Source organism: Nocardia sp. NPDC052254, assembly GCF_040679495.1.
Taxonomy (GTDB): domain Bacteria; phylum Actinomycetota; class Actinomycetes; order Mycobacteriales; family Mycobacteriaceae; genus Nocardia.
Map to the genome: position 1 here is coordinate 362,083 of NZ_JBFAUW010000005.1, position 18,577 is coordinate 380,659.

The 18,577-nt window shown below is 67.8% G+C and carries 14 protein-coding genes; 6 read left to right on the forward strand and 8 right to left on the reverse strand.

Going from position 1 to position 18,577, the window contains the following annotated elements; translation table 11 throughout:
• Positions 1-35: 35 nt before the first annotated feature.
• On the reverse strand, positions 36-647 hold the full coding sequence (locus AB0L57_RS16150) for a TetR/AcrR family transcriptional regulator (protein ID WP_364962065.1): 612 nt from the start codon (positions 645-647) through the stop codon (positions 36-38).
• Positions 648-806: 159 nt separating this feature from the next.
• On the opposite strand from AB0L57_RS16150, the gene AB0L57_RS16155 reads away from it, so the two are divergent.
• The 4 genes from AB0L57_RS16155 to AB0L57_RS16170 all read left to right on the forward strand — a co-directional run bounded on the left by AB0L57_RS16155 (position 807) and on the right by AB0L57_RS16170 (position 7,317).
• Positions 807-3,974, forward strand: coding sequence for a carboxypeptidase regulatory-like domain-containing protein (locus AB0L57_RS16155; RefSeq protein WP_364962068.1), 3,168 nt, complete (start codon positions 807-809; stop codon positions 3,972-3,974).
• Positions 3,975-4,218: 244 nt separating this feature from the next.
• Positions 4,219-4,758, forward strand: coding sequence for a DUF3558 domain-containing protein (locus tag AB0L57_RS16160; RefSeq protein ID WP_364962070.1), 540 nt, complete (start codon positions 4,219-4,221; stop codon positions 4,756-4,758).
• A gap of 209 nt (positions 4,759-4,967) precedes the next feature.
• On the forward strand, positions 4,968-5,396 hold the full coding sequence (locus AB0L57_RS16165; protein ID WP_364962073.1) for a hypothetical protein: 429 nt from the start codon (positions 4,968-4,970) through the stop codon (positions 5,394-5,396).
• 403 nt (positions 5,397-5,799) lie between these two features.
• Positions 5,800-7,317: a DHA2 family efflux MFS transporter permease subunit gene (locus AB0L57_RS16170; RefSeq protein ID WP_364962075.1), complete on the forward strand. Its 1,518-nt coding sequence runs from the start codon at positions 5,800-5,802 to the stop codon at positions 7,315-7,317.
• 112 nt (positions 7,318-7,429) lie between these two features.
• Here AB0L57_RS16170 and xylB read toward each other — a convergent pair whose 3' ends face one another.
• The 7 genes from xylB to AB0L57_RS16205 form a co-directional block, all read right to left on the reverse strand.
• The gene (xylB, locus tag AB0L57_RS16175; protein WP_364962078.1) at positions 7,430-8,824 is read right to left on the reverse strand and encodes a xylulokinase; all 1,395 of its coding nucleotides are present in this window, start codon (positions 8,822-8,824) and stop codon (positions 7,430-7,432) included.
• Positions 8,825-9,805, reverse strand: coding sequence for a zinc-dependent alcohol dehydrogenase family protein (locus tag AB0L57_RS16180; protein WP_364962081.1), 981 nt, complete (start codon positions 9,803-9,805; stop codon positions 8,825-8,827).
• Positions 9,806-10,822, reverse strand: coding sequence for a glycoside hydrolase family 172 protein (locus AB0L57_RS16185; RefSeq protein WP_364962083.1), 1,017 nt, complete (start codon positions 10,820-10,822; stop codon positions 9,806-9,808). It abuts the gene before it with no gap.
• Entirely contained in the window at positions 10,815-12,296 is a 1,482-nt protein-coding gene (locus AB0L57_RS16190; protein WP_364962087.1) for an FGGY-family carbohydrate kinase, read from the reverse strand. Before AB0L57_RS16190 ends, AB0L57_RS16185 begins: the two co-directional genes overlap by 8 nt.
• Before the next feature lie 3 nt (positions 12,297-12,299).
• Positions 12,300-13,712, reverse strand: a complete 1,413-nt coding sequence (locus AB0L57_RS16195) for an L-fucose/L-arabinose isomerase family protein (protein WP_364962090.1) — start codon at positions 13,710-13,712, stop codon at positions 12,300-12,302.
• Positions 13,713-13,764: 52 nt separating this feature from the next.
• Complete coding sequence (locus tag AB0L57_RS16200) at positions 13,765-14,622, reverse strand: family 43 glycosylhydrolase (protein WP_364962093.1); 858 nt, start codon at positions 14,620-14,622, stop codon at positions 13,765-13,767.
• 378 nt (positions 14,623-15,000) lie between these two features.
• Positions 15,001-15,942 carry an SDR family NAD(P)-dependent oxidoreductase gene (locus AB0L57_RS16205; protein WP_364962095.1) on the reverse strand — a complete coding sequence of 314 codons (942 nt, stop codon included), beginning with the start codon at positions 15,940-15,942 and terminating at the stop codon, positions 15,001-15,003.
• Between the two features lie 175 nt (positions 15,943-16,117).
• On the opposite strand from AB0L57_RS16205, the gene AB0L57_RS16210 reads away from it, so the two are divergent.
• Entirely contained in the window at positions 16,118-17,182 is a 1,065-nt protein-coding gene (locus AB0L57_RS16210) for a hypothetical protein (RefSeq protein ID WP_364962097.1), read from the forward strand.
• 142 nt (positions 17,183-17,324) lie between these two features.
• Positions 17,325-18,515, forward strand: a complete 1,191-nt coding sequence (locus tag AB0L57_RS16215) for an FAD-dependent oxidoreductase (protein ID WP_364962100.1) — start codon at positions 17,325-17,327, stop codon at positions 18,513-18,515.
• Positions 18,516-18,577 lie beyond the last annotated feature (62 nt).

Genomic DNA, 18,577 nt, shown 5'->3' on the forward strand with positions numbered 1-18,577 from the left:
CGCCGGCGGCGCGACATCCCGGGGCCGATGAATTCCTATGCGGACGGCAACGGAAACCCCGACGCGAGCATGCTGAACGACGCATCCAGGATGGCCGGCAGGTCGGAGTCCGGATCCGTGGGATCCCACTGCGCCAGGGCCGCCCGCGTGATCGCGTGGGCGGCCGCGGCGAGCGCGCGGGGGTAGAGGTCGTCGGTGGTGTGCCCGGTCCGCCGGGCCACTCCTTCGCACATGAGGGCCTGGGAGCGGCGGCTGTCGGCGATCGAGTCCGGCACCAAGCGGGGGTTCTGTCGCATCAGTTGCTGATACTCCCGCCATGTCGGGCTCTGCTGCAGGCGCCGGATCCCCGCCTTGATCGCCTCGTAGATGGCGAGCAACGGTTCCTCATCGGCCGGACGGGCGGCGATCCGATCGGCCAGCGATCCGCCGGCCTGTTCCTCGTACCAATCCAGGACCGCGCCGTCCTTGGATTCGAAGTAGTTGAAGAAGGTGCGCGGTGAGACATCGGCGGCCGCGCAGATGTCGTTGACGGTGACCGAGTCCGAACCCCGCTCCGCGTAGAGGCGCATGGCGGCACGATGCAGCGCCTCGCGGGTCTGCTGCTTCTTGCGCTCCCGGAGGCCCGTCCCCGTATTTACGCTGCTCACAAGGATGATCCTAGCATTTTTGCAGTACTGCATACTTGCATGACTGTAGCCAATAATTTAGCATAGCTAAGTAATTTGGCGTGGGGGCACGGCAACGACGGCGTGCGCGGCGGACCGGTTCATCGGATCCGCCGGTCATCGGGGAGTCAGGAGAACAGCTTGTTGTCACGCGTGTTCGGCAGTGGCGATAGATGCCCGACCGGACGGCCGTCGTGGCCCGTACGCCTGCGTGATCATCTGCAGGCCACCGACCCGGCCCTGGCCAGACTGCGCTCGGGATGGCGGATGCTGGCGGTCTTCGCGACAACCCTGGCGGTGGGCTACGGAATGGCGCGGGCCCTGGGGCATCCGGTCATTTTCGGTCTCACCTACGGCGGCATGGTCGGACTGCTGGTCGGTTTGACGGTCGCCGGCCCCAAGGCGGGCCGATTGGCAGTCCGTTGTGTCTGGGGTGTGCCGGCGTTCCTGCTCGCGTTGTTCTGCGCGATCGAGGTCGAGCCCTACCGGATCGCGGCGTTGATCCTGGCGGCCGCGGCGGTCGTCATCCAGGTCGCGGCCCCCGCATTCCTCGGTGAGTTCGGGCACGACGCGGGCGTGATGTTGTTCGCCGGATTCCTCAGTGGGCTACTGGTACCCATCCCGGTGGAACAGATGAAGTACATCGCCCCGATCGTCGCGGTGGCCGCCGTCGCCGCAGCGGTCGTTCAGGTGCTGTTGTGCCGGATGCGCCCGGAAACCGGTTTCGTCCACGTCGAACGAGGGTTTCTGGCCCGCACCCGGTATGTCGTCCGGCGGGCGACCCGCCTGCTCGCGACATCGGACGGCAGCACTCGCGCGGTCCGCGCACTGCGCACCGAAATGAACCACCTCAACGACGCGGCCATGCTGGTGGACGGGTATCTGACCAGTTCCGGGCTCCCCGGGCCGGCGGCGGTGCGCATCCATCGGCTGGTCTTCGACACCGAACGCGCCGCACACGCCCTGGGCCGGACCACGATCCAGCTCTGCGCGGGCCCGTTACCGGACGAAGTGCGCACGCAACTGCTCGCCACCCTCGCCGATCTCGACCGCGGCGCGGCGCCCGCGACATCCATACCCGCACTGCTGGATTGGCTGGCCCGGCACGAAGACGACTCCCGGGATCCCGAACACGAGCACCTCATCTCCAGGCTGTACCGGTTCGTCGCGATACTCGGCGATCTACATCGAGCCAACGAGGCCTGGCTCACCGGCGCCGGTGACCTGCCCGACGATGCGGACCACGAACCGTTCACCACCCCGGTCGAATTGGACAAGGGCAAACTGCCCGGCGCGGGTCTGCTGGCCGGACGCGTCCTCGCCTCCGGAGGAATGCGGCCGCCGTGGAACATCTGGGCCAACCCCAAACCCGAGCTCCGGGTCGCCGCGCAGACGCTGATCGCGTTGTTCATCGTCATCCCGCTGGGCGATGCGCTCAACGGTTACCGGTACTACTGGGCGCTGATCGGCGTGCTGATCGTCATGGGCGGCACGCACTCACCGCACGACCGCATGCGCAAGACCGTCAAACGCGTCGTCGGCACACTCGTCGGAGGCTTCATCGGGGTCGGTGTCGCCCACGTGGTCGGGGTGCAACATCCGTTCGCGACCGTCGTATTGCTCTGTGTCGCAATGACGGTGGGGGCTTATGCGATCAGCGCCTACTACTCGGTGTGGGCCGGCGCACTGGCCTTCGCGCTCATCCAGCTCTACGCCTTCACAGGCGGATACGAGGATTCGATCGTGGTGCTGCGCGCGGGCGAGAACGCCATCGGCGCGGTGATCACCACCGTGGTCGGTCTGGTGGTGTTACCCATCGCGACTCGCACGCTGCTGCGCCACGCCCAGGTCACCCATGTGCGCTCACTGGCCACTTTCGTGCGGGAGTCCGGTGAGGTGTGGAGCGGGTTCGCCGGCGCCGACGGCACCCGGGAACAAGCGCGGGCGGTGGACCAGGCCGCGCACGAGCTGGACCGCTTCAGCAGCTCACTCATTCGCCTGCCCGGCGGTGACCACGAGCGCACCGAGGATATCCGCGCCACTCTGCGCGCGGCGGCCGTCTGCGCCCGGGAGATGTCGGTCGGCAGTGGCGAGGCGGTACTGACCACCGATCAGCGCGAGCGGTTGCTGACGATCACCGCCGGTCTTGCCGATTCGATCGACACGATGGCCGAGATCGTCGAGGGCGAAAACGCCACCGACACGCCCGCATTCGACGTGTGGGTCCGGGGCGCCGACGATATCCGGCGACTACAGCGGGTCGTATCGGTCACGCCGGAGAATGTGCACCTGCAGCACGCCCTGCACTACCTCGGATATCTGGACGACCTCCTGGCCGACCTCGCCGCCCGGCTCGGCATCCCCGTACAGGGCAGTGACTACGCCAGCGGGTCGCGAGCGGTCAGCAGCGAATTGTTCGCTCTGCACGCACAATTGGTGACGGTGCGGCGACCTGTCCCGGTCGGCGGCGGGCACCGTGGCTCGGTCGCGGCCACCCCGCTGCCGAGCTCGCCGATCGACGATTCGCCGATATCCGGTGGTAGCCGATGGATCGGCGGTCGTGTCCGCGGGGAGACCGGCGGCCCCGTACCAGGCGCGGTCCTGACCCTGATCGATCAACGCGGACATCAGGTTTCGCGGACCACCGGCAGCGACGACGGAAGCTACCGAATCGCGGCGCCCGCGACGGGCACTCAGGTCCTGATCGTGTCGGCGAACGGGTACGGACCGGCCGCCCTCACCCTGAATTCCGGATCGGGCTCGCAGCATCACGACATCACACTGCCGACAGCGGGCGAGCTGTCCGGAACGGTCCGCCGCACCGGAAACGGAGCCCCGGTCGCCGAGGCCACGGTGACGCTCACCGACCTCGGCGGCGACGTGGTCGGCGCCGCGATCACCACCGCCGCCGGGACCTATGCGTGCCCCGGTCTGCTGCCCGGCCGCTACACCTTGGTCGCCAACGCGCACCACATGTGCCCGGTCGCAACAACTCTCACCGTTCCCGACAGCGGCCGCCTGCACCACGACATCGAGATGACATCGATGGCGACAGTCACCGGCCGGGTCTGCGCCGATGCGGGCGTGGTAGCGAACGCACAGGTGAGCGTGCTGGACGGCACCGGCACACCGATCGCGCACACCCGCACCGACGGCGACGGCCGCTACACGATCCCCGGGCTGCACAGCGGCGACTACACCGTGGTCACCACCGGTTATCCCCCGGCGACCAGTCATGTCACGATCAGCTCGGACGACACCGTGCACACCATCACACTCGGGCACACGGCACCGATGGACGACGCCTGAGTCGGTGCGGCGCGGGGCTCCATGGATCGACGTCGGGTGTTCCGATCCGACCCGAGCGGCCATCCGCGGGCTCATCGACGAAAGAAGCCCGCCCCCAACCGATGCCGACAAGTGAGCCCGGTGGCCCCTGCCGGTGCGTCGCGGGACGTTCCCGGCAGGTCGATGCGCGCTAGGATCTGGATCGGCGGCAATGCCGGGGATACATCATGCGCCGGCCCTCGGCGCGGGGAGGAACATGATGGGCGTGTCTTGCAGACGGGTCGGACTGATGGCGGCCATGTCGGTCTTGGGGTTGACGGCATGTTCGCAATCCTCGAACACGTCGACTCCGGCCACCATCCAGACCTCGAATGTGGCACCGAGCCTGTGGAATCCGTGCGAAAGTAAGGATCTCCCGGACGACGCCATCACGGCGGCCGGACTGGATCCGAAGTCCAAAGAGAAAGGCGTCGTGCAGTTCACGACGTATCACCTCTGCGACTGGGGCGGCGGTTGGTATCTGGCCGAGATCGGTGCCGGTGGCATCGCATACGATCACGAGCTGAACAACGACAAGTACACCGACCGGGAGAACCTCGCCATCGGGGACCGTCGGGCGGTGCGGATGCGCAACAACACGATTGCCGGCGAGTGCGACATCCTGTTCGCGATTCCGGGCGGAAGTGCCCTTTTCGCCGTCGGCCCGAATCTCGACGCGGGAACGGCCACAAGCGGGCACGGGGATTCCTGCGTCGAGGTGACCCGCGTGGCGACCGCGCTGGCCAAGTATCTCCCCTCGATCTGATCGACGCCGACGCCGTGCCGAAGCGCTGTTCGCACACCGCGGGCAGGCCGGTGGACAACGGTTCGAAAGCTTTGTGATGTGCGTGATTCGGCGGATCGTTCGGGCTGAACCTCGGTCCGAGCGGCAACGAGGAGCGCCGCGGGGGAATTCCTTCCATTGGAAAATAGACCCCGGTGTGCATACGATTGCGGGAATTGCTCTGTAGTGCAGTGAAAGAGGGAAACTCGGTGTTTATTCCCAAGAGAAGCGCCCGTCGGCTGTCGATCGTGGGCGCGGCGATATCCGGTCTCGCGGCCGTGACGGTGTCGACGACCGTCGGCGCGGGATCCGCTCGAGCGCTGCCGCCCCGTGATGCGTTCTGCTCGTCGGCGCCGGTCGACAGCCGTCTCGATATCGAATGCACCAATACCGATGTGGGTCCGGCGACCGCCGGCGTATTCGTCATGTGCAGCGACCTCCGCCCGCTGGTCCAGGAAGTACGGATCCGCCCCGAATCGACAATCAAGTTCAGCCAGGACTGCGGCCCCGGCGCACACCCGATCTCGTGGAACGTGAACGCCAAATCCGACTATGAGCGCGACCGCGAACGCGACGCCGAAATCGACCACGAGCGCCTCTCCGGCCACGACCACATCTGACGCCGCCCTCCGGTCACCGAGTGCCCGCGGCCGAGATCGCACCCCGCGACGGCGACTGCTCACGCGCCCGCCTTTCCGGCTGAAATTCGAATCCTCCGGGTGACGCCGTCGGGTGCTCGTCGGTGTGTCCGCTCATGCTCGCGGCGCCCGGCAGTGCCTCCCGGGCGCGCTCTGTCCGGCTCTGCCGGGCGGCCCGCGCCATCCTCATACCACCGGAGGATCGCGTTCATCGTCGCCGGTCCGCGGAGATTTCCCCCACCCCGACACGTCCGATCTCGCCCTCGATGGCAAGGTTCGTGACAATCTGTGGATGACAGCACCGCGATGGTCGGCCGCACCGACCGCTGGTTCGCGGGTAGTTGTCGTCCGGTCGAGTCTTGGCACCTTCAACGAGGGAGCTGATATGGAACCCTCCACCGCGCGGCAGTCGGGCAAACTCGACCGCGGCGTCATCGTCACCGGGCTCGTCGTCGTGTCCGGCCTGATCATGGTGGTGCTCGACACCACCATCGTGAACGTCGCCCTGGATTCGCTGAGCACCGAACTCGGCGCGACCCTGTCAACGACCCAGTGGGTGGTGACCGGTTATCTGCTGGCGGTGGCGCTGGTCATCCCGGTCACCGGATGGGCGATGGACCGGTTCGGGCCCAAACCGGTCTGGCTCACCGCGGTGACTCTGTTCGTGGCGGGCTCGGCGCTGTGCGCGGCCGCCTGGTCCATCGAAAGCCTGATCGCCTTCCGCATCCTGCAGGGACTCGGCGGCGGCATGCTGCTGCCTGCCGGGCAGGCGATCATCACCCGCGCCGCGGGCCCGGAACGCCTCGGCAGGGCCATGGCCATCCTCGGCGTCCCCATGCTGCTGGGACCGGTATTCGGCCCGGTGATCGGTGGCCTGCTGGTCCAGTACGCGAGCTGGCACTGGATCTTCCTCGTCAACGTCCCCGTCGGCGCCCTCGCCCTCGCGCTCGCGATCTGGAAGCTCCCACACGGCGACACCCTGCCCGAGCACGGCCGTCTCGACGTGCGGGGGCTGATCCTGCTCTCCGGCAGCCTCGTCTGTCTGCTCTACGGGCTCTCCGAGGCCAGCTCACATGGCGGATTCAGCGGGTGGGGCGTGCTGGGCTGGCTCATCGGCGGCGTCGCGGGCCTGGCCCTCTACACCTGGCACAGCCTGCGCAAGGGAGCCGACTCGATCGTCGACGTCCGCCTGCTCACCAACCGCCTGTTCGCCAGCGGAACCATCGCGGTCTTTCTCGTCGCCATCGGATTGTTCGGCGGCATGCTACTGCTTCCGCTGTACTACCAGACCGTGCGCGGACAGGGCCCGCTCGACGCCGGTCTGCTGCTCGCACCCCAGGGTTTGGGCGCGGTCGTGGCGATGGTGATCGGTGGCCGGCTCACCGACCGCATCGGCGCGGGCTATGTGGTTCCCGTCGGCGTCGTACTCGCCCTGATCGGCACCTTCCCGTTCACGCACGTGGGCACCGACACCTCCTACCTCTGGCTCTGTGTGGCCCTGTTCGTGCGCGGTATGGGCCTCGGCGCGGTGATGATGCCGACCATTTCCGCCGCGTACACGGGACTGGGCAGGGACGCCGTGACACGCGCGGCGCCCACACTCTCGGCCATTCAACAGGTCGGCGCGTCACTCGGCAGCGCCTTGTTGGTGACAGCGCTGACGCAGCACCTCTCGGGACAGCTGACCGAGCACGGAATACCTTCCAGCGGTGGAGGTTCCGGTCAAATCAGCTCGATCCCACCCCAATTGATGCCGGTGGTCGGACCATTGCTCGCCGACTCATTCGGGTTCGCGTTCTGGGTCGCGTTCGGCCTCACGGCGGTGATCATCATCCCGGCCATGTTCCTGCCCCGCCACGGCGTGCGTGATCGTGAGGAGACACCGGTAGCGCCGGGGATCTGAGCGATTTCGCGCTGAGAGGTCTTATGCGACCGATGATTTCGGTGTCTGCTGGTGGCAGCATCTTCGGCCATGCTCGGTGGCGAACTCCGCCTCGGCGGTCGGCGGCATGGGTTCAGCTGCCGTACAAAGACTCTCGGGCCTGCGCATAAACGCTGCGGATCCCTGCGCTCACAGTACCGTCATCGGTCGCCGGAACATCGATGGTCGCGACGCCAGGCCACCGCGGTGGTTCGGTGCCGCCACGCAGCGCCCACGCGGCCTGCCGCGCCGCACCGAGTGCGACGTACTCCTCCGGCTCCGGCACGGTCACCGCCGCGGCGAAGATCTGTGCGGCGGTCTCGGCGACGAACGCCGAACGCGACGCGCCCCCGATCAGCAGCACTCGTCGGGGCGTCGCGCTGCCCACCCGGAGTCGGTCGAGCGCGTCGGCCATATTGCACAGCATTCCTTCCACTGCGGCCCGGGCCAGGTGGGCGGGTCGCATTGTCTCCGCGCGCAATCCGTGCAGACTGCCTGTCGCATGCGGGAGGTTCGGGGTGCGTTCGCCGGACAGGTATGGCAGCAGTACGAGGCCGTCGGCGCCTGGTGGGGCCTGGCGGGCCAGCATGTCGAGTTCGCTCAGCGGGATTCCCAGGGCTGTGGCCGCTGCCTCGAGTACGCGGGCGGCGTTGAGTGTGCACACCAGTGGCAGGAATTGTCCTGTGGCGTCGGCGAATCCGTTGACGAACGGGTCGGTGTGCAGCTGGGATGTCCGTGCGAACGCGGTGCCGCTGGTGCCCAGGGAGATCACCACGTCACCGTCGCCGATCCCGAGTCCGAGTGCCGCTGCCGCGTTGTCCCCCGCGCCTGCGGCGACGAGCGCGCCCGATGCGGTCCGTCCGGCACTCTCGGACGGAGCCAGCACCGTCGGAAGCTCCGGGCTTCGACCTCGAAAGGCATTGGTCAGCAGGTCTTCTCGATACCTGTCCTCCACCGCCGACCAGTATCCGGTGCCCGAGGCATCACTGCGATCGGTGGTCGGCAGGACATCATCACCGCCACGCAGCCGCCAGGTGAGGTAGTCGTGCGGCAGCATCACTCGGGTGACCCGGTCGGCGAGCCCGGGCTCGTGGTCGGCCATCCAGCGCAGCTTCGCGGCGGTGAACGCGGCGACCGGGACACTCCCCACCGCGTCCAGCCATGCCTGCGGCCCGCCCAGCTCAGCGACGAGGTCGTCGGCCGCCCCGGCGGACCGGATATCATTCCACAGCAGGGCATCTCGCACCGGGCGGTGCGAGTCGTCGAGTGCCACCAGTCCGTGCTGCTGGCCGGCGATCGACACCGCCTCGACATGGTCGAGCAACCCCTCCCCCGCCTGCTGCAACGCGGTCCACCATGCCTCGGGCGGCACCTCGGTGCCGTCCGGGTGCGGTGCCTGCCCCCGGGCCAACACCGCACCGCTGTCCGCGTCGCAGACCACGACCTTGCAGGATTGGGTGGAGCTGTCCACTCCGGCGACGGTCGCCATCTATCCGCGCGGGGCGATCTGGATCTTGCGGCCGATCCCGTCGCGGAACGCCTGCAACGCTTCCGAGAACTGGCCGAGGCCGAAGGTGTGGGTGACCATGGTGTCGGCGTCGATCGCGCCCTTGCACATGAGGTCGACGGCGCGGCCGAAGCTGTGGACCACTGCCATCGAGCCGACGACGGTGATTTCGTCGTTGTAGATGCGGAAGGGTGAGAAGGAGGCCGTCGCGTCGCCGGGGGCGACACCGAACTGTTGGTAGGTGCCGCCGCGACGGACGCGGGTCAGGCCGTCTTCGATCGCGGGGATCGCTCCGGTGCAGTCGATGACGACTTCCCAGCCTTGTGGGCGGTCGAATTCGTCGGCGTTGGTGGCGACCGCGTCGGCGCCGAGTGTGCGGGCGACCTGCAACCGGTCGGTGTTGAGGTCCACCACCGATACCGAGGTCGCGCCCGCGGTCACCGCGAGTTGCAGCATCATCAGCCCCATGGTGCCCGCGCCGTAGATCAGATGATGCGCGCCCAATGTTCTTGGTAGCCCATCGAATCCGTGTACCGCGCACGACAGCGGTTCCACCAGCGCGCCGTGCGAGGCGGGCAGATCGTCGGGCAGCGGGTAGCAGTTGGCCTCCGGGACCGAGACGTATTCGGCCATGGCGCCATTCACCGTGTCACCGATCGCGCCCCATCGCTGGCACAGGTTGCCTCGGCCGATCCGGCAGTAGTGGCAGGCACCGCAGAACAGCGACGGGTCCACGGCCACCTTCGCCCCGCTCCTCGGACCGTCGGCGATCACGCCGCAGAACTCGTGGCCGGGGACTATCGGGTACGGCGTGGGCGGGAATTCGCCTTCGACGATGTGGATGTCGGTCCCGCAGATCCCCACCGCCGCAACCTGAACGACCACCTCGCCCGGGCCGGGCGTCGGATCGGGAATGGTCTGCACCGAGTACTCGCCGGGTTTCTCGATCACCAACGCGCGCATTCACAGTCCCCTTTCCTGGTACCACCACGCGGTGGTGGCGACATCGGCGTCGGCCAATGGCAGATACCGTGCGTTCGTATCCTCGTCCTGCCAGCCGAGCGCTTGTAGCGTGACGCGCAGCTCCCGGTGGAAGCGGATCGGGTCGCGGACGTGCCAGCGGTACATGCCGAACCGTTGTTTCGGCGTGTAGATCTCGTCGTGCGGAAGTACCTGGTGCAGGCCGAGATAGGGGCTGGAGTAGTCGCGGTAGGCGCCGTCGAGGTCGAAGTTCCAGGCGCCGCCGAAATAGTCCTCGGTGCCGGTGCCACAGATCGTCGGGAACTCGTCGTCGTCATCGAGATGGAACTTGACCTCGCCCTCGCCCCACCAGCCCGGCGCGTTCGGTGCGATCGCGAGATAGGTGCCGACGTAGTGCCCACGGCCGCGCACCTCGTCGACGATGGTGTGCACCGCCGGGGTGCCCAGCGGATTGCTCTGTCGCCGTTGGCAGTGCAGGTAGCCGGCGTCCTGCCCCACTTCGGTCTCGTCGTAGGTGAGCTGGTAGTAGACCGGCACCGACAGGTCGGTCGGGTTGTGCAACGTGACGCGGGCTCGCTGCCGAAAAGGCATGGGCCAGTAGCTGTTCAGGCCGCCCGCGGGCGCGACCACCACCATCTCCGAGCTGACCAGCGCCAGCTCGTCCCAGCCGTTGCAGAAGAAGTCGCCCAGCGGCACGTCGATCGACGGCTGCGAATCGTCGTCCCAGGTGAAGTTCAGGATCAACCGGCGTAGCACGGTGCGGTCGGTGGTCAGCCAGAAGTGCCGGATCACTCCCGGTCCGGACACGTCGGCCAGGGTCGCGGTGGTACCGGCCGCCAGATCGATCGACGGTGACACCTTCCACCCCACACCGAGATCGCGTGCCGCCTGCGAGCCGGTGCCGGTGTCGGCTCGACCGCCCGCTCCCGGGGCGCCGGTCGGGTTCTCCGGGCTGATCGAGCGGGTGCGTGCCTGGTCGAGTCGCCAGAGTTCAGCCATGATCCGCCGTCCTGTGTTGTTCCGCGGCAAGGAAATGCGCGATATCCACCGTCGATTCGTAGAGTTCGCGATAGCGCCGGTAGTACCGGTCGTAGATCGCCTGCCGCTCGGCGTCCGGCTCGACGATCGAGGTCACCGGGTTCCACTCGGAGGTGTCGACTCCGGAGGCCGTGGCGGCCAGCATGGCGTCGCCGAGGCAGGCGCCGACGGTTTCCGCCGGTAGTTCCTGCGCCAGCCCTGTCACATCGGACACGATCCGGGTCCACAGGCCACCTTTGGTACCACCCCCGACCGCGACCAGCCGACGAGCACGACCTCCGGCGTCGGACATGGCCTCCAGATTGTGCCGCACCCCGTACGCGGTTCCTTCCAGCGCGGCGCGATACAGCTCGCCGCGGCCGTGGCTCGTGGTGAGACCGGCGACCGTGCCCCGGGCATCGGGATCGAACAGCGGGGTTCGCTCACCGGCGAAGTACGGCAGCATCAGCAGGCCCCGACTACCCGCCGGGACCGTGCCCGCCTCGACGACCAGGTCGCCGAAATCTCCCCCGACCAGACGGCGCAGCCAATCGGTGACCGCACCGGATGTCGCCATTCCCGCCGCGAGCGAATAGGTGTCCGGCCATGCGCCGCAGGTGCCCCACAGGCCGGGATGTGGACGCGGTTCGGTGAGGATCTGGACCAGGAACATCGTGGTGCCGTACATGACCATCGCATCACCGGGAGCGCGCACGCCGACGCTGGCGGCCTCGGCCCACGCGTCGACGGTGCCGGTGGTGACCGGCAGTCCCTCCGGAAGGCCGGTCGCGGCCGCACCTTCCGCGTTCACCCGGCCGACAATCTCGGTGGGCCAGGCGAGTTCGGGCAGGGCCAGGCCCGGAGCGCACTGCTCGGCCCAGTCGCGTGCCCATTGCCTCCCGCGCAGGTCGTACATGGGCACGCACTGGCTCGCCGACTGATGGTCGAGCACGTATCGCCCGGTCAACCGGTACACGAGGAAGGAACTCGCCATGAGCAGCATGCGGGTTCGCTCGTATACCTGTGGCTCGTGCCGCGCCAGCCAGCGCAACTTCGGTCCGACGGCCTGGCTGGTGAGCGGCGATCCGGCCCGTTCGAGCACCGCTGCCGCGCCCAATTCGGCTGTCAGCTCGGCTATTTCGACTCCTGCCCGGGTGTCGACGCCGTACAGGATCGCCGGTCGTAACGGATTTCCCTGCGCGTCGGCGGGCAGCAGGCACGGGCCGATACCGCTGATGCCGAGCCCGTCCAGCCGCGCGCCGGCGGCGGCATCGACGAGTTCGCGAGCGATGGCGACGAAGTCGGCCCACCACACGGTTTCCGCGTCGTGTTCGACCCAGCCCGGTCGCGGCGCCGACACCTCGTGCGGACGCTCGGCCCGCGCGAGGACCGCGCCGTCGGTGTCGGTGAGCACGCCCTTGGAACCCGACGTGCCGATGTCGATTCCGATGAACATGGCTCAGCGCGTGAATTCGTCCACGGTGACACCCAGCAGATCACAGGCGGCACGCACGGTCCCGCGATGGTCGCCGGGCACCGCGTGGATGTGGTTGGCGCCGAACCGGGACAGGAAATCCTCGGCACGAGCGTCCAGTCGCGCGAACGCGTGCGGCCATTCGCGGGTCGACTGGCGCATCAGCTCGTCGTTGGTGGCCTCGTCGTAGGTCTCGAAATCACCGAGCATCAACTGCATTCGATAGTTGCCGTCGTTGCGGGTGAGCCGTCCGAAAGTCATCTGCCCCGGTGCCGCGAGATGGTGCACGGAAGCGCCACCGGCCGGGAAGAAGAACACCTCGGGGAACAGATGCACCCGGGACAGGTTCTCCGCCGGATCGTCGCTGCGAGCGGCGAACCAGGTGGCGTGCTGGCCGGAGTTGCACAGATCCCAGATGTCGCGGTCCGCGTGGTAGTGGCGGACATCGGCGAACAGCACCGGCGTTTTCGAGATCTGCTTGAGCAGTTGCATGGTCAGCGCGCCGTCCATGTCCGCCTCGGTCGCGCACACATGGGTCGGCTTCGGACCGTTCCAGTCGTACGGGTCGTTGAGGAACGCCTCGGTGATGTCCATCGTGGCGAAATACTGGGTGAGCTCGGGCTGCCCCTTGATGCCCGAGAAGTCGATATTCCATTCGTCGATCAGCTCGCGTACCGCGAGGTAGGAACGAATCTGGCGCTCCAGCAGCTCGGGAGTGAGTTTGTCACCGTCGTAATGCACGCCCGCGGTGGTCTCCTCCAGCCATGTCCGGGCCTTGGCGACCTCGGCAGCGTCGGCCAGCTCCGCGCGGCGCACGATCTCCCACTGGTCGATCTCCTCGACGTCGACGCCGAAAATGCGTTGCCACTGATCGGTATTCGCGACGGCGGTGTTCATCCCCATCGGCCGGCCACCGAACCGGCCGAACGTCGAGCCACGCAAACTCGACACCGCCGACGCCGCCACCGCCTGCACGCCGATCTTCGCGATCAGCTCCGGATCGGCCGGATCGCCCCACAGCCGGGTGTGCGTGCGGCCGATCTGATCCAGCGCTCCCCCGGCCGCCAGCATCCCGACCATTCCGGGCTGCACCGGATCGATATTGGACAGCAGCAGTAGCGCTCCCGGCGTCGCTCCCTGGACGAGCATGGTGAAGTGCGGGAACGCCCACACCGCGTAATGCAGCACCGTGAGATCGACTCCGGCCGAGGCGACTTCGCGGGCCACCGAGACGGCGAGGGTGTTGGTGCTGACCGGCGCGGAGCCGCGCACCACCTCATGTCCGGCGGAGTTCAATTCGGCGACGAGCCGGTCTTCGTTGGTACGGATGAACTCGGCTATGCCGTCGTGCACATAGTCGCGTCCGTCGGAAATGCTGATAACCCCGATACGTGCCACGCCGGATCCCTCCAAGAGACGAACGGTCGGACTACTCGCCTAGACATATCACTCAGGGCGCGGTTCTCGGTGGAGTTCTCCCGATCTCGAGGGCTGCCAGCGACACTCCGCCCTGTCCCCAGCCGCAACTGGTGATCCACAGATCGCCGTCGTCGATCACTTCGGCGGCGTGAGCGGCGATGTGGCCGGCACGGTCGTCGATCCGGAAGTGGTAGGGGCTGTCGCTTCGGAACACGTCGGTCCCGACGTAATCGGGGCGCGGACCGATGAACAGATACCAGGAACCGTTGTGGCACAGGACGAACGGGGACTCGGTGTTACCCGCCTCCGTTCCCGAGGTGGGGTCGGTGAACGCGATCCGCCGCTCGCTCCAGGTGCGCAGATCGGTGCTCGTGCGGTACGCGACCACATAGTTGCCGCCGGTCGGTGAACTCGTTGCCGCGTAGTACATCACCCAGCGGTCGTCGATCCAGGCAACCATGGGATCGCGGGCGTCGTACCCGTCGCGGAACACCGGCCCGTTCGGCTCACGCGTCCACTCGAACAGATCGCCGGAGGTGGCCACGCAGATCGACGCCGCCGTACGGTCCTCGCCGCCGCCCGCGTAGAACATGTGGTAACGCCCGTCCGCGCGGATCACGTACGGCGCCCACAGATGCGTCTCGCCGTAGTCGCGGTCCACGGTCAACGCCGGACGGTGTTTGGTCCACGGGCCGTGCAGGTCGTCGGCGGTGGCGTGGGCGAATTCGATTTCGTCGAACGGATCCGCCGGTTCGGTGTGGGTGATGCCGAACAGATGCCAGCGGCCCGATTCGTCACGAACGATGGTGTGGTCGTTGATGTACCAAGGTTGCGATTCGCCGACGCTCGGGTCGTAGATCGTGTGGAAGCGCCCGGACCGAACGCTCATCGCGCGGTCCGCGGATCGATCACGCAGCTGCCGGGCTCGGCCGCGGCGCTCGCACCGACGACCGGACCGGCCGATGATGGTGCTTCTCGGCGTTCGATTTCGGGCTCGGTCATTGATACCGCTCTCCTCATGGTCGCGTTCGGTACTCGGTGCACTGCCACCGGGGCGCTCGATGCGCACGGTTCCTCATGCACTCCCCCCGGCGCGAGATCCAGCCGGGCGGACTGCGGACAGCCACACGCGATGTGGTCATCGAACGATCGTCACCGCGGTCCCCGCAGCCGAAAGAAATCCAACCACAATCGCCCCGAGCATCGGCCACGAATTCCACCCGGGCGATGGACGCCATGTCATCGTCGACGACGCGATTCGGGTGCGTCAGCGGCGGTGGTCCCGGCGGGCCGGACGCCGCAGCGGATCCACGCCGGTGAGGTCGGCGCTGGCGGCCCAGAGCCGGTCGGCGACCTCGAGGTCGGTCATGTGCGCGTGCGGTGTTTCGCGGTGTGGTCGGCCACGGAGGCCGAAAATCCGTGGCCCCCACAGTTGCCCACCGGCGACCTCGGTGTCCAGAACTGCCCGGACGATACCGGCGGCGCCGGCGTGTTTGCCGTGCAGCGCAACGCCTGCCGGTAACCCGCGCAGACGTTGCGCGGTGGTGCGGACGAACAGTGGTGGACGCGACGGGGTCAGTGCATCCAGCGCGCCACCAGGATGGACGACGATGCTGGCGATGTCGGCACCCTGTGCGGCCAGTCGGCGATTCAATTCGAAACCGAACAGCATCTGAGCCAGTTTCGATCGCCCGTAGGTGCGCTTGGGCCGATAGTCGCGCTCCGATTGCAGATCGCCGAGATCCAGCAGTTCCGACCGGGCGGCGAAGCTGCCGACCGTGATCACCCGGCTGTGCGGAGCGGCCGTCAGCATCGGCGCCAGGTGAGCGACCAGCGCGAAGTGCCCGAGATGGTTTGTCGCGAACATCAATTCGTGCCCCTGGGCATTCACGCGGCGTTCAGGTTCCGACAGCAGTACTCCGGCATTGAGCACGACCGCGTCCAGGCATTCGACGCCGAGGGCGTCCACCGTCGCGGGCAGTGAGGACAGATCCGCGAGGTCCGAGCGCACCGACAGCAGTCGAGCCGCCGGAACCCGTGCGCGGATCGCGCGTATCGCGAGATCGGCCTTGGTGGTGTCGCGACAGCTCAGCACAACGGTGGCGCCCTCGGCCGCGAGTTGCTCCGCGGCGAAATATCCAATACCCGCGCTGGCGCCGGTCACCAGAACGGTCTTCCCGTCGCCTCGACCGCCGCTGTCCCATGTCATACCGGCAACCCTCACACCGTGCTCTTGCGCCACCCTGGCATCGCACTTGCGTGCACGCCGGCCGGTCGCGGAGATCTTGATGGCAGCCTGAACTGCCCACGTTGCGATACGGCGGCAAATCGTGCCGCGTCCGCGTGTGGTGCGTCGTCGGCCGCGCCTCGTGGGAGAGGGTCCTGTGATCACCCGCCGCCTGATCGCCGTCGGACTCGCGACCGTCGCCCTGTTGTGCATGGGCGCCGGAGGGGCCGGCGGATGCCCGTGCGCACCGCTTCCCGCCCCTGTCGTCGCACCCGCCGGCGCGCACCCGGTCGGCCGCGCCGAGGCCGAGCTCGACGACGGCGATCGCGATGTCATGGTGTCGGCCTGGTACCCGACCACGGTGGTCGGCACGGCCGCCTACATTCCGGCGACGGGACCGATTGCCGCGGTCGAGATCGCTGGCCTGGCCGCACAGTGGATGCACACGCCGAGTGCCGCGGTGACAATGGTGGCCGCGACGGTCGCTGCCACCGAGGGTGCGCCGATCGACGTGTCGCTCGGCCACCTCGCGGTTGTCGTGATGTCGCCAGGCCTCGGTACACCGCGATGGATCCTGTCCGGACTGGCCGCGGAAATCGCCTCGCGCGGCCACATCGTGATCGTCATCGACCACACCGGTGAGAGTCCGGCCGTGGAGTTCCCCGACGGCCGGATCGTTGTCGGAAAAGGCACTCGACCGGACGAGGCGGGGTACATGCGCGCTCGCCTCGAGGACCGGCTGGCCGACACCCGCCTCGTGCTCGACCGCCTGCCGATGTTGCCGGTCGTCGGGCCGATGGTCGACCTGCAGCGGGTCGCGATGCTCGGGCACAGCTATGGCGGACTCACCGCGGCACACGCCATGAGCGCCGACTCACGGATCCGCGACGCGGTGATGGTCGATTCGTCCGCCGGATGGCCCGGCGTCACCGGCCCCGCCGTGACCGATCGGCCGGTGCTGGCGCTGCAGCTGACCGACCCATGGCCTGCGGATGCGCGCCGGCAACCCGCGGCGGATGCCGTGACGCTCGCCGGAGCGGCACACTATTCGGCCACCGACCTGTGCGGCCTGGGCGGCGCACCGGAACTGTGCGGCACGATCGAACCGGACCGCGCGACCGCGATATGCCGCGCGGTGATCGACGGGTGGCTCGACCGCCAGTTGCACGGCGACACCGGCCCGCGGTTCGAGGTGCCCGAATTGAAATGGCAATTGCCGTAACGGGTATTCGGCCCCGGACCATCTCTGGGCGTGCCGACCACGCCATCGTCGGGCCGTCCACAGTGATCCGCACCACTCGTTTGTTATGGTCGGCGGCTGCCCGGTGTCTCATGCCCGAACCCTCGAACGAAGGAGAGACACCATGACCGGCAACATCGATGTGGTCGTGATCGGCGGCGGATATGCCGGAGTGATGGCGGCCAACCGCCTCACTCAGCGCGATGACATCAGCGTGACCCTGATCAACCCGCGTCCGGGTTTCGTCGAGCGACTTCGTTTGCATCAGGCAGCCGTCGGCGGCTACGACGCCGTCGCGGGATATGACAGGGTCCTGAGCGAGCGAGTTCGGCTGATGGTCGACACGGTGGCACGAATCGACGCGAACGTACGCCGCGTCGAGCTGGCCGGCGGCGGCATGCTCGGCTACGACTACCTGGTCTATGCGGTCGGCAGCGCGAACTCCGACCTGTCGGTGCCCGGAGCGACCGAGTTCGCGTATCCGATTGCGACACTGGAACATGCGCAGCGATTGCGGTCGGTACTCGACAGCACCCCGATCACCGCGCCGGTGATCGTCGTCGGTGCCGGTCCGAGCGGTATCGAGGTTGCGGGGGAACTGGCAGAGCAGGGCCGTTCCGTGACATTGGCATGTGGTGGGGTGCTCGGCCCGTACCTGCATCCCAAGGGGCGTCGCTCGGTCGCCAAGCGGTTGGCGAAGCTCGGGGTGAATGTGCTCGAGGGCGGCGAGACGAAAGTGATGGAGGCGACCCGCGATACCGTGCGGCTCGCTGATGGACGCGCACTGCCGAGCGCGGTGACCGCGTGGACCGCTGGGTTCGGGGTGCCGGACCTGGCCGCTCGCAGCGGGCTGACCACCGACGCCGCCGGTCGGCTGCTGACCGACGAGACCTTGACGAGTGTGGACGACGCACGCGTTTTCGCAGCCGGTGATTCGTCGGCGCCGTCGGATATGCCGTTCCGGATGAGCGCATACAACGCCGGCTGCCTGGGCGCGCAGGCAGCCGACACCATCCTCGCCCGGATCGCCGGCGAACAACCCGAGTCGCTACGCGATCTGAAGATGAACGCGATGTGTGTCAGCGTCGGGCGCGGTCTGGGGGTGTTCCAGCTCGCCGACAAGGACGACACCGCGATCGGGATCCGGGTGAGTGGACGGGCGGGCACCAAGCTCAAGGAATTCGCCTGCAAGAGCTCGATCGATCATCTGATCAAGGAAGCGGGCAAGCCGGGTTCGCACACTTTTCCCACCGATGAGACGCATCGACAGGAGAAGTTGCGGGCCAAGCGCGACAAGGCACTCACCGGCCGCTGACGCGGCCCACCACCCGGCCGCTCATGGCCGGCACCGGCCCGATCGGCGCCGGCCATGACCTG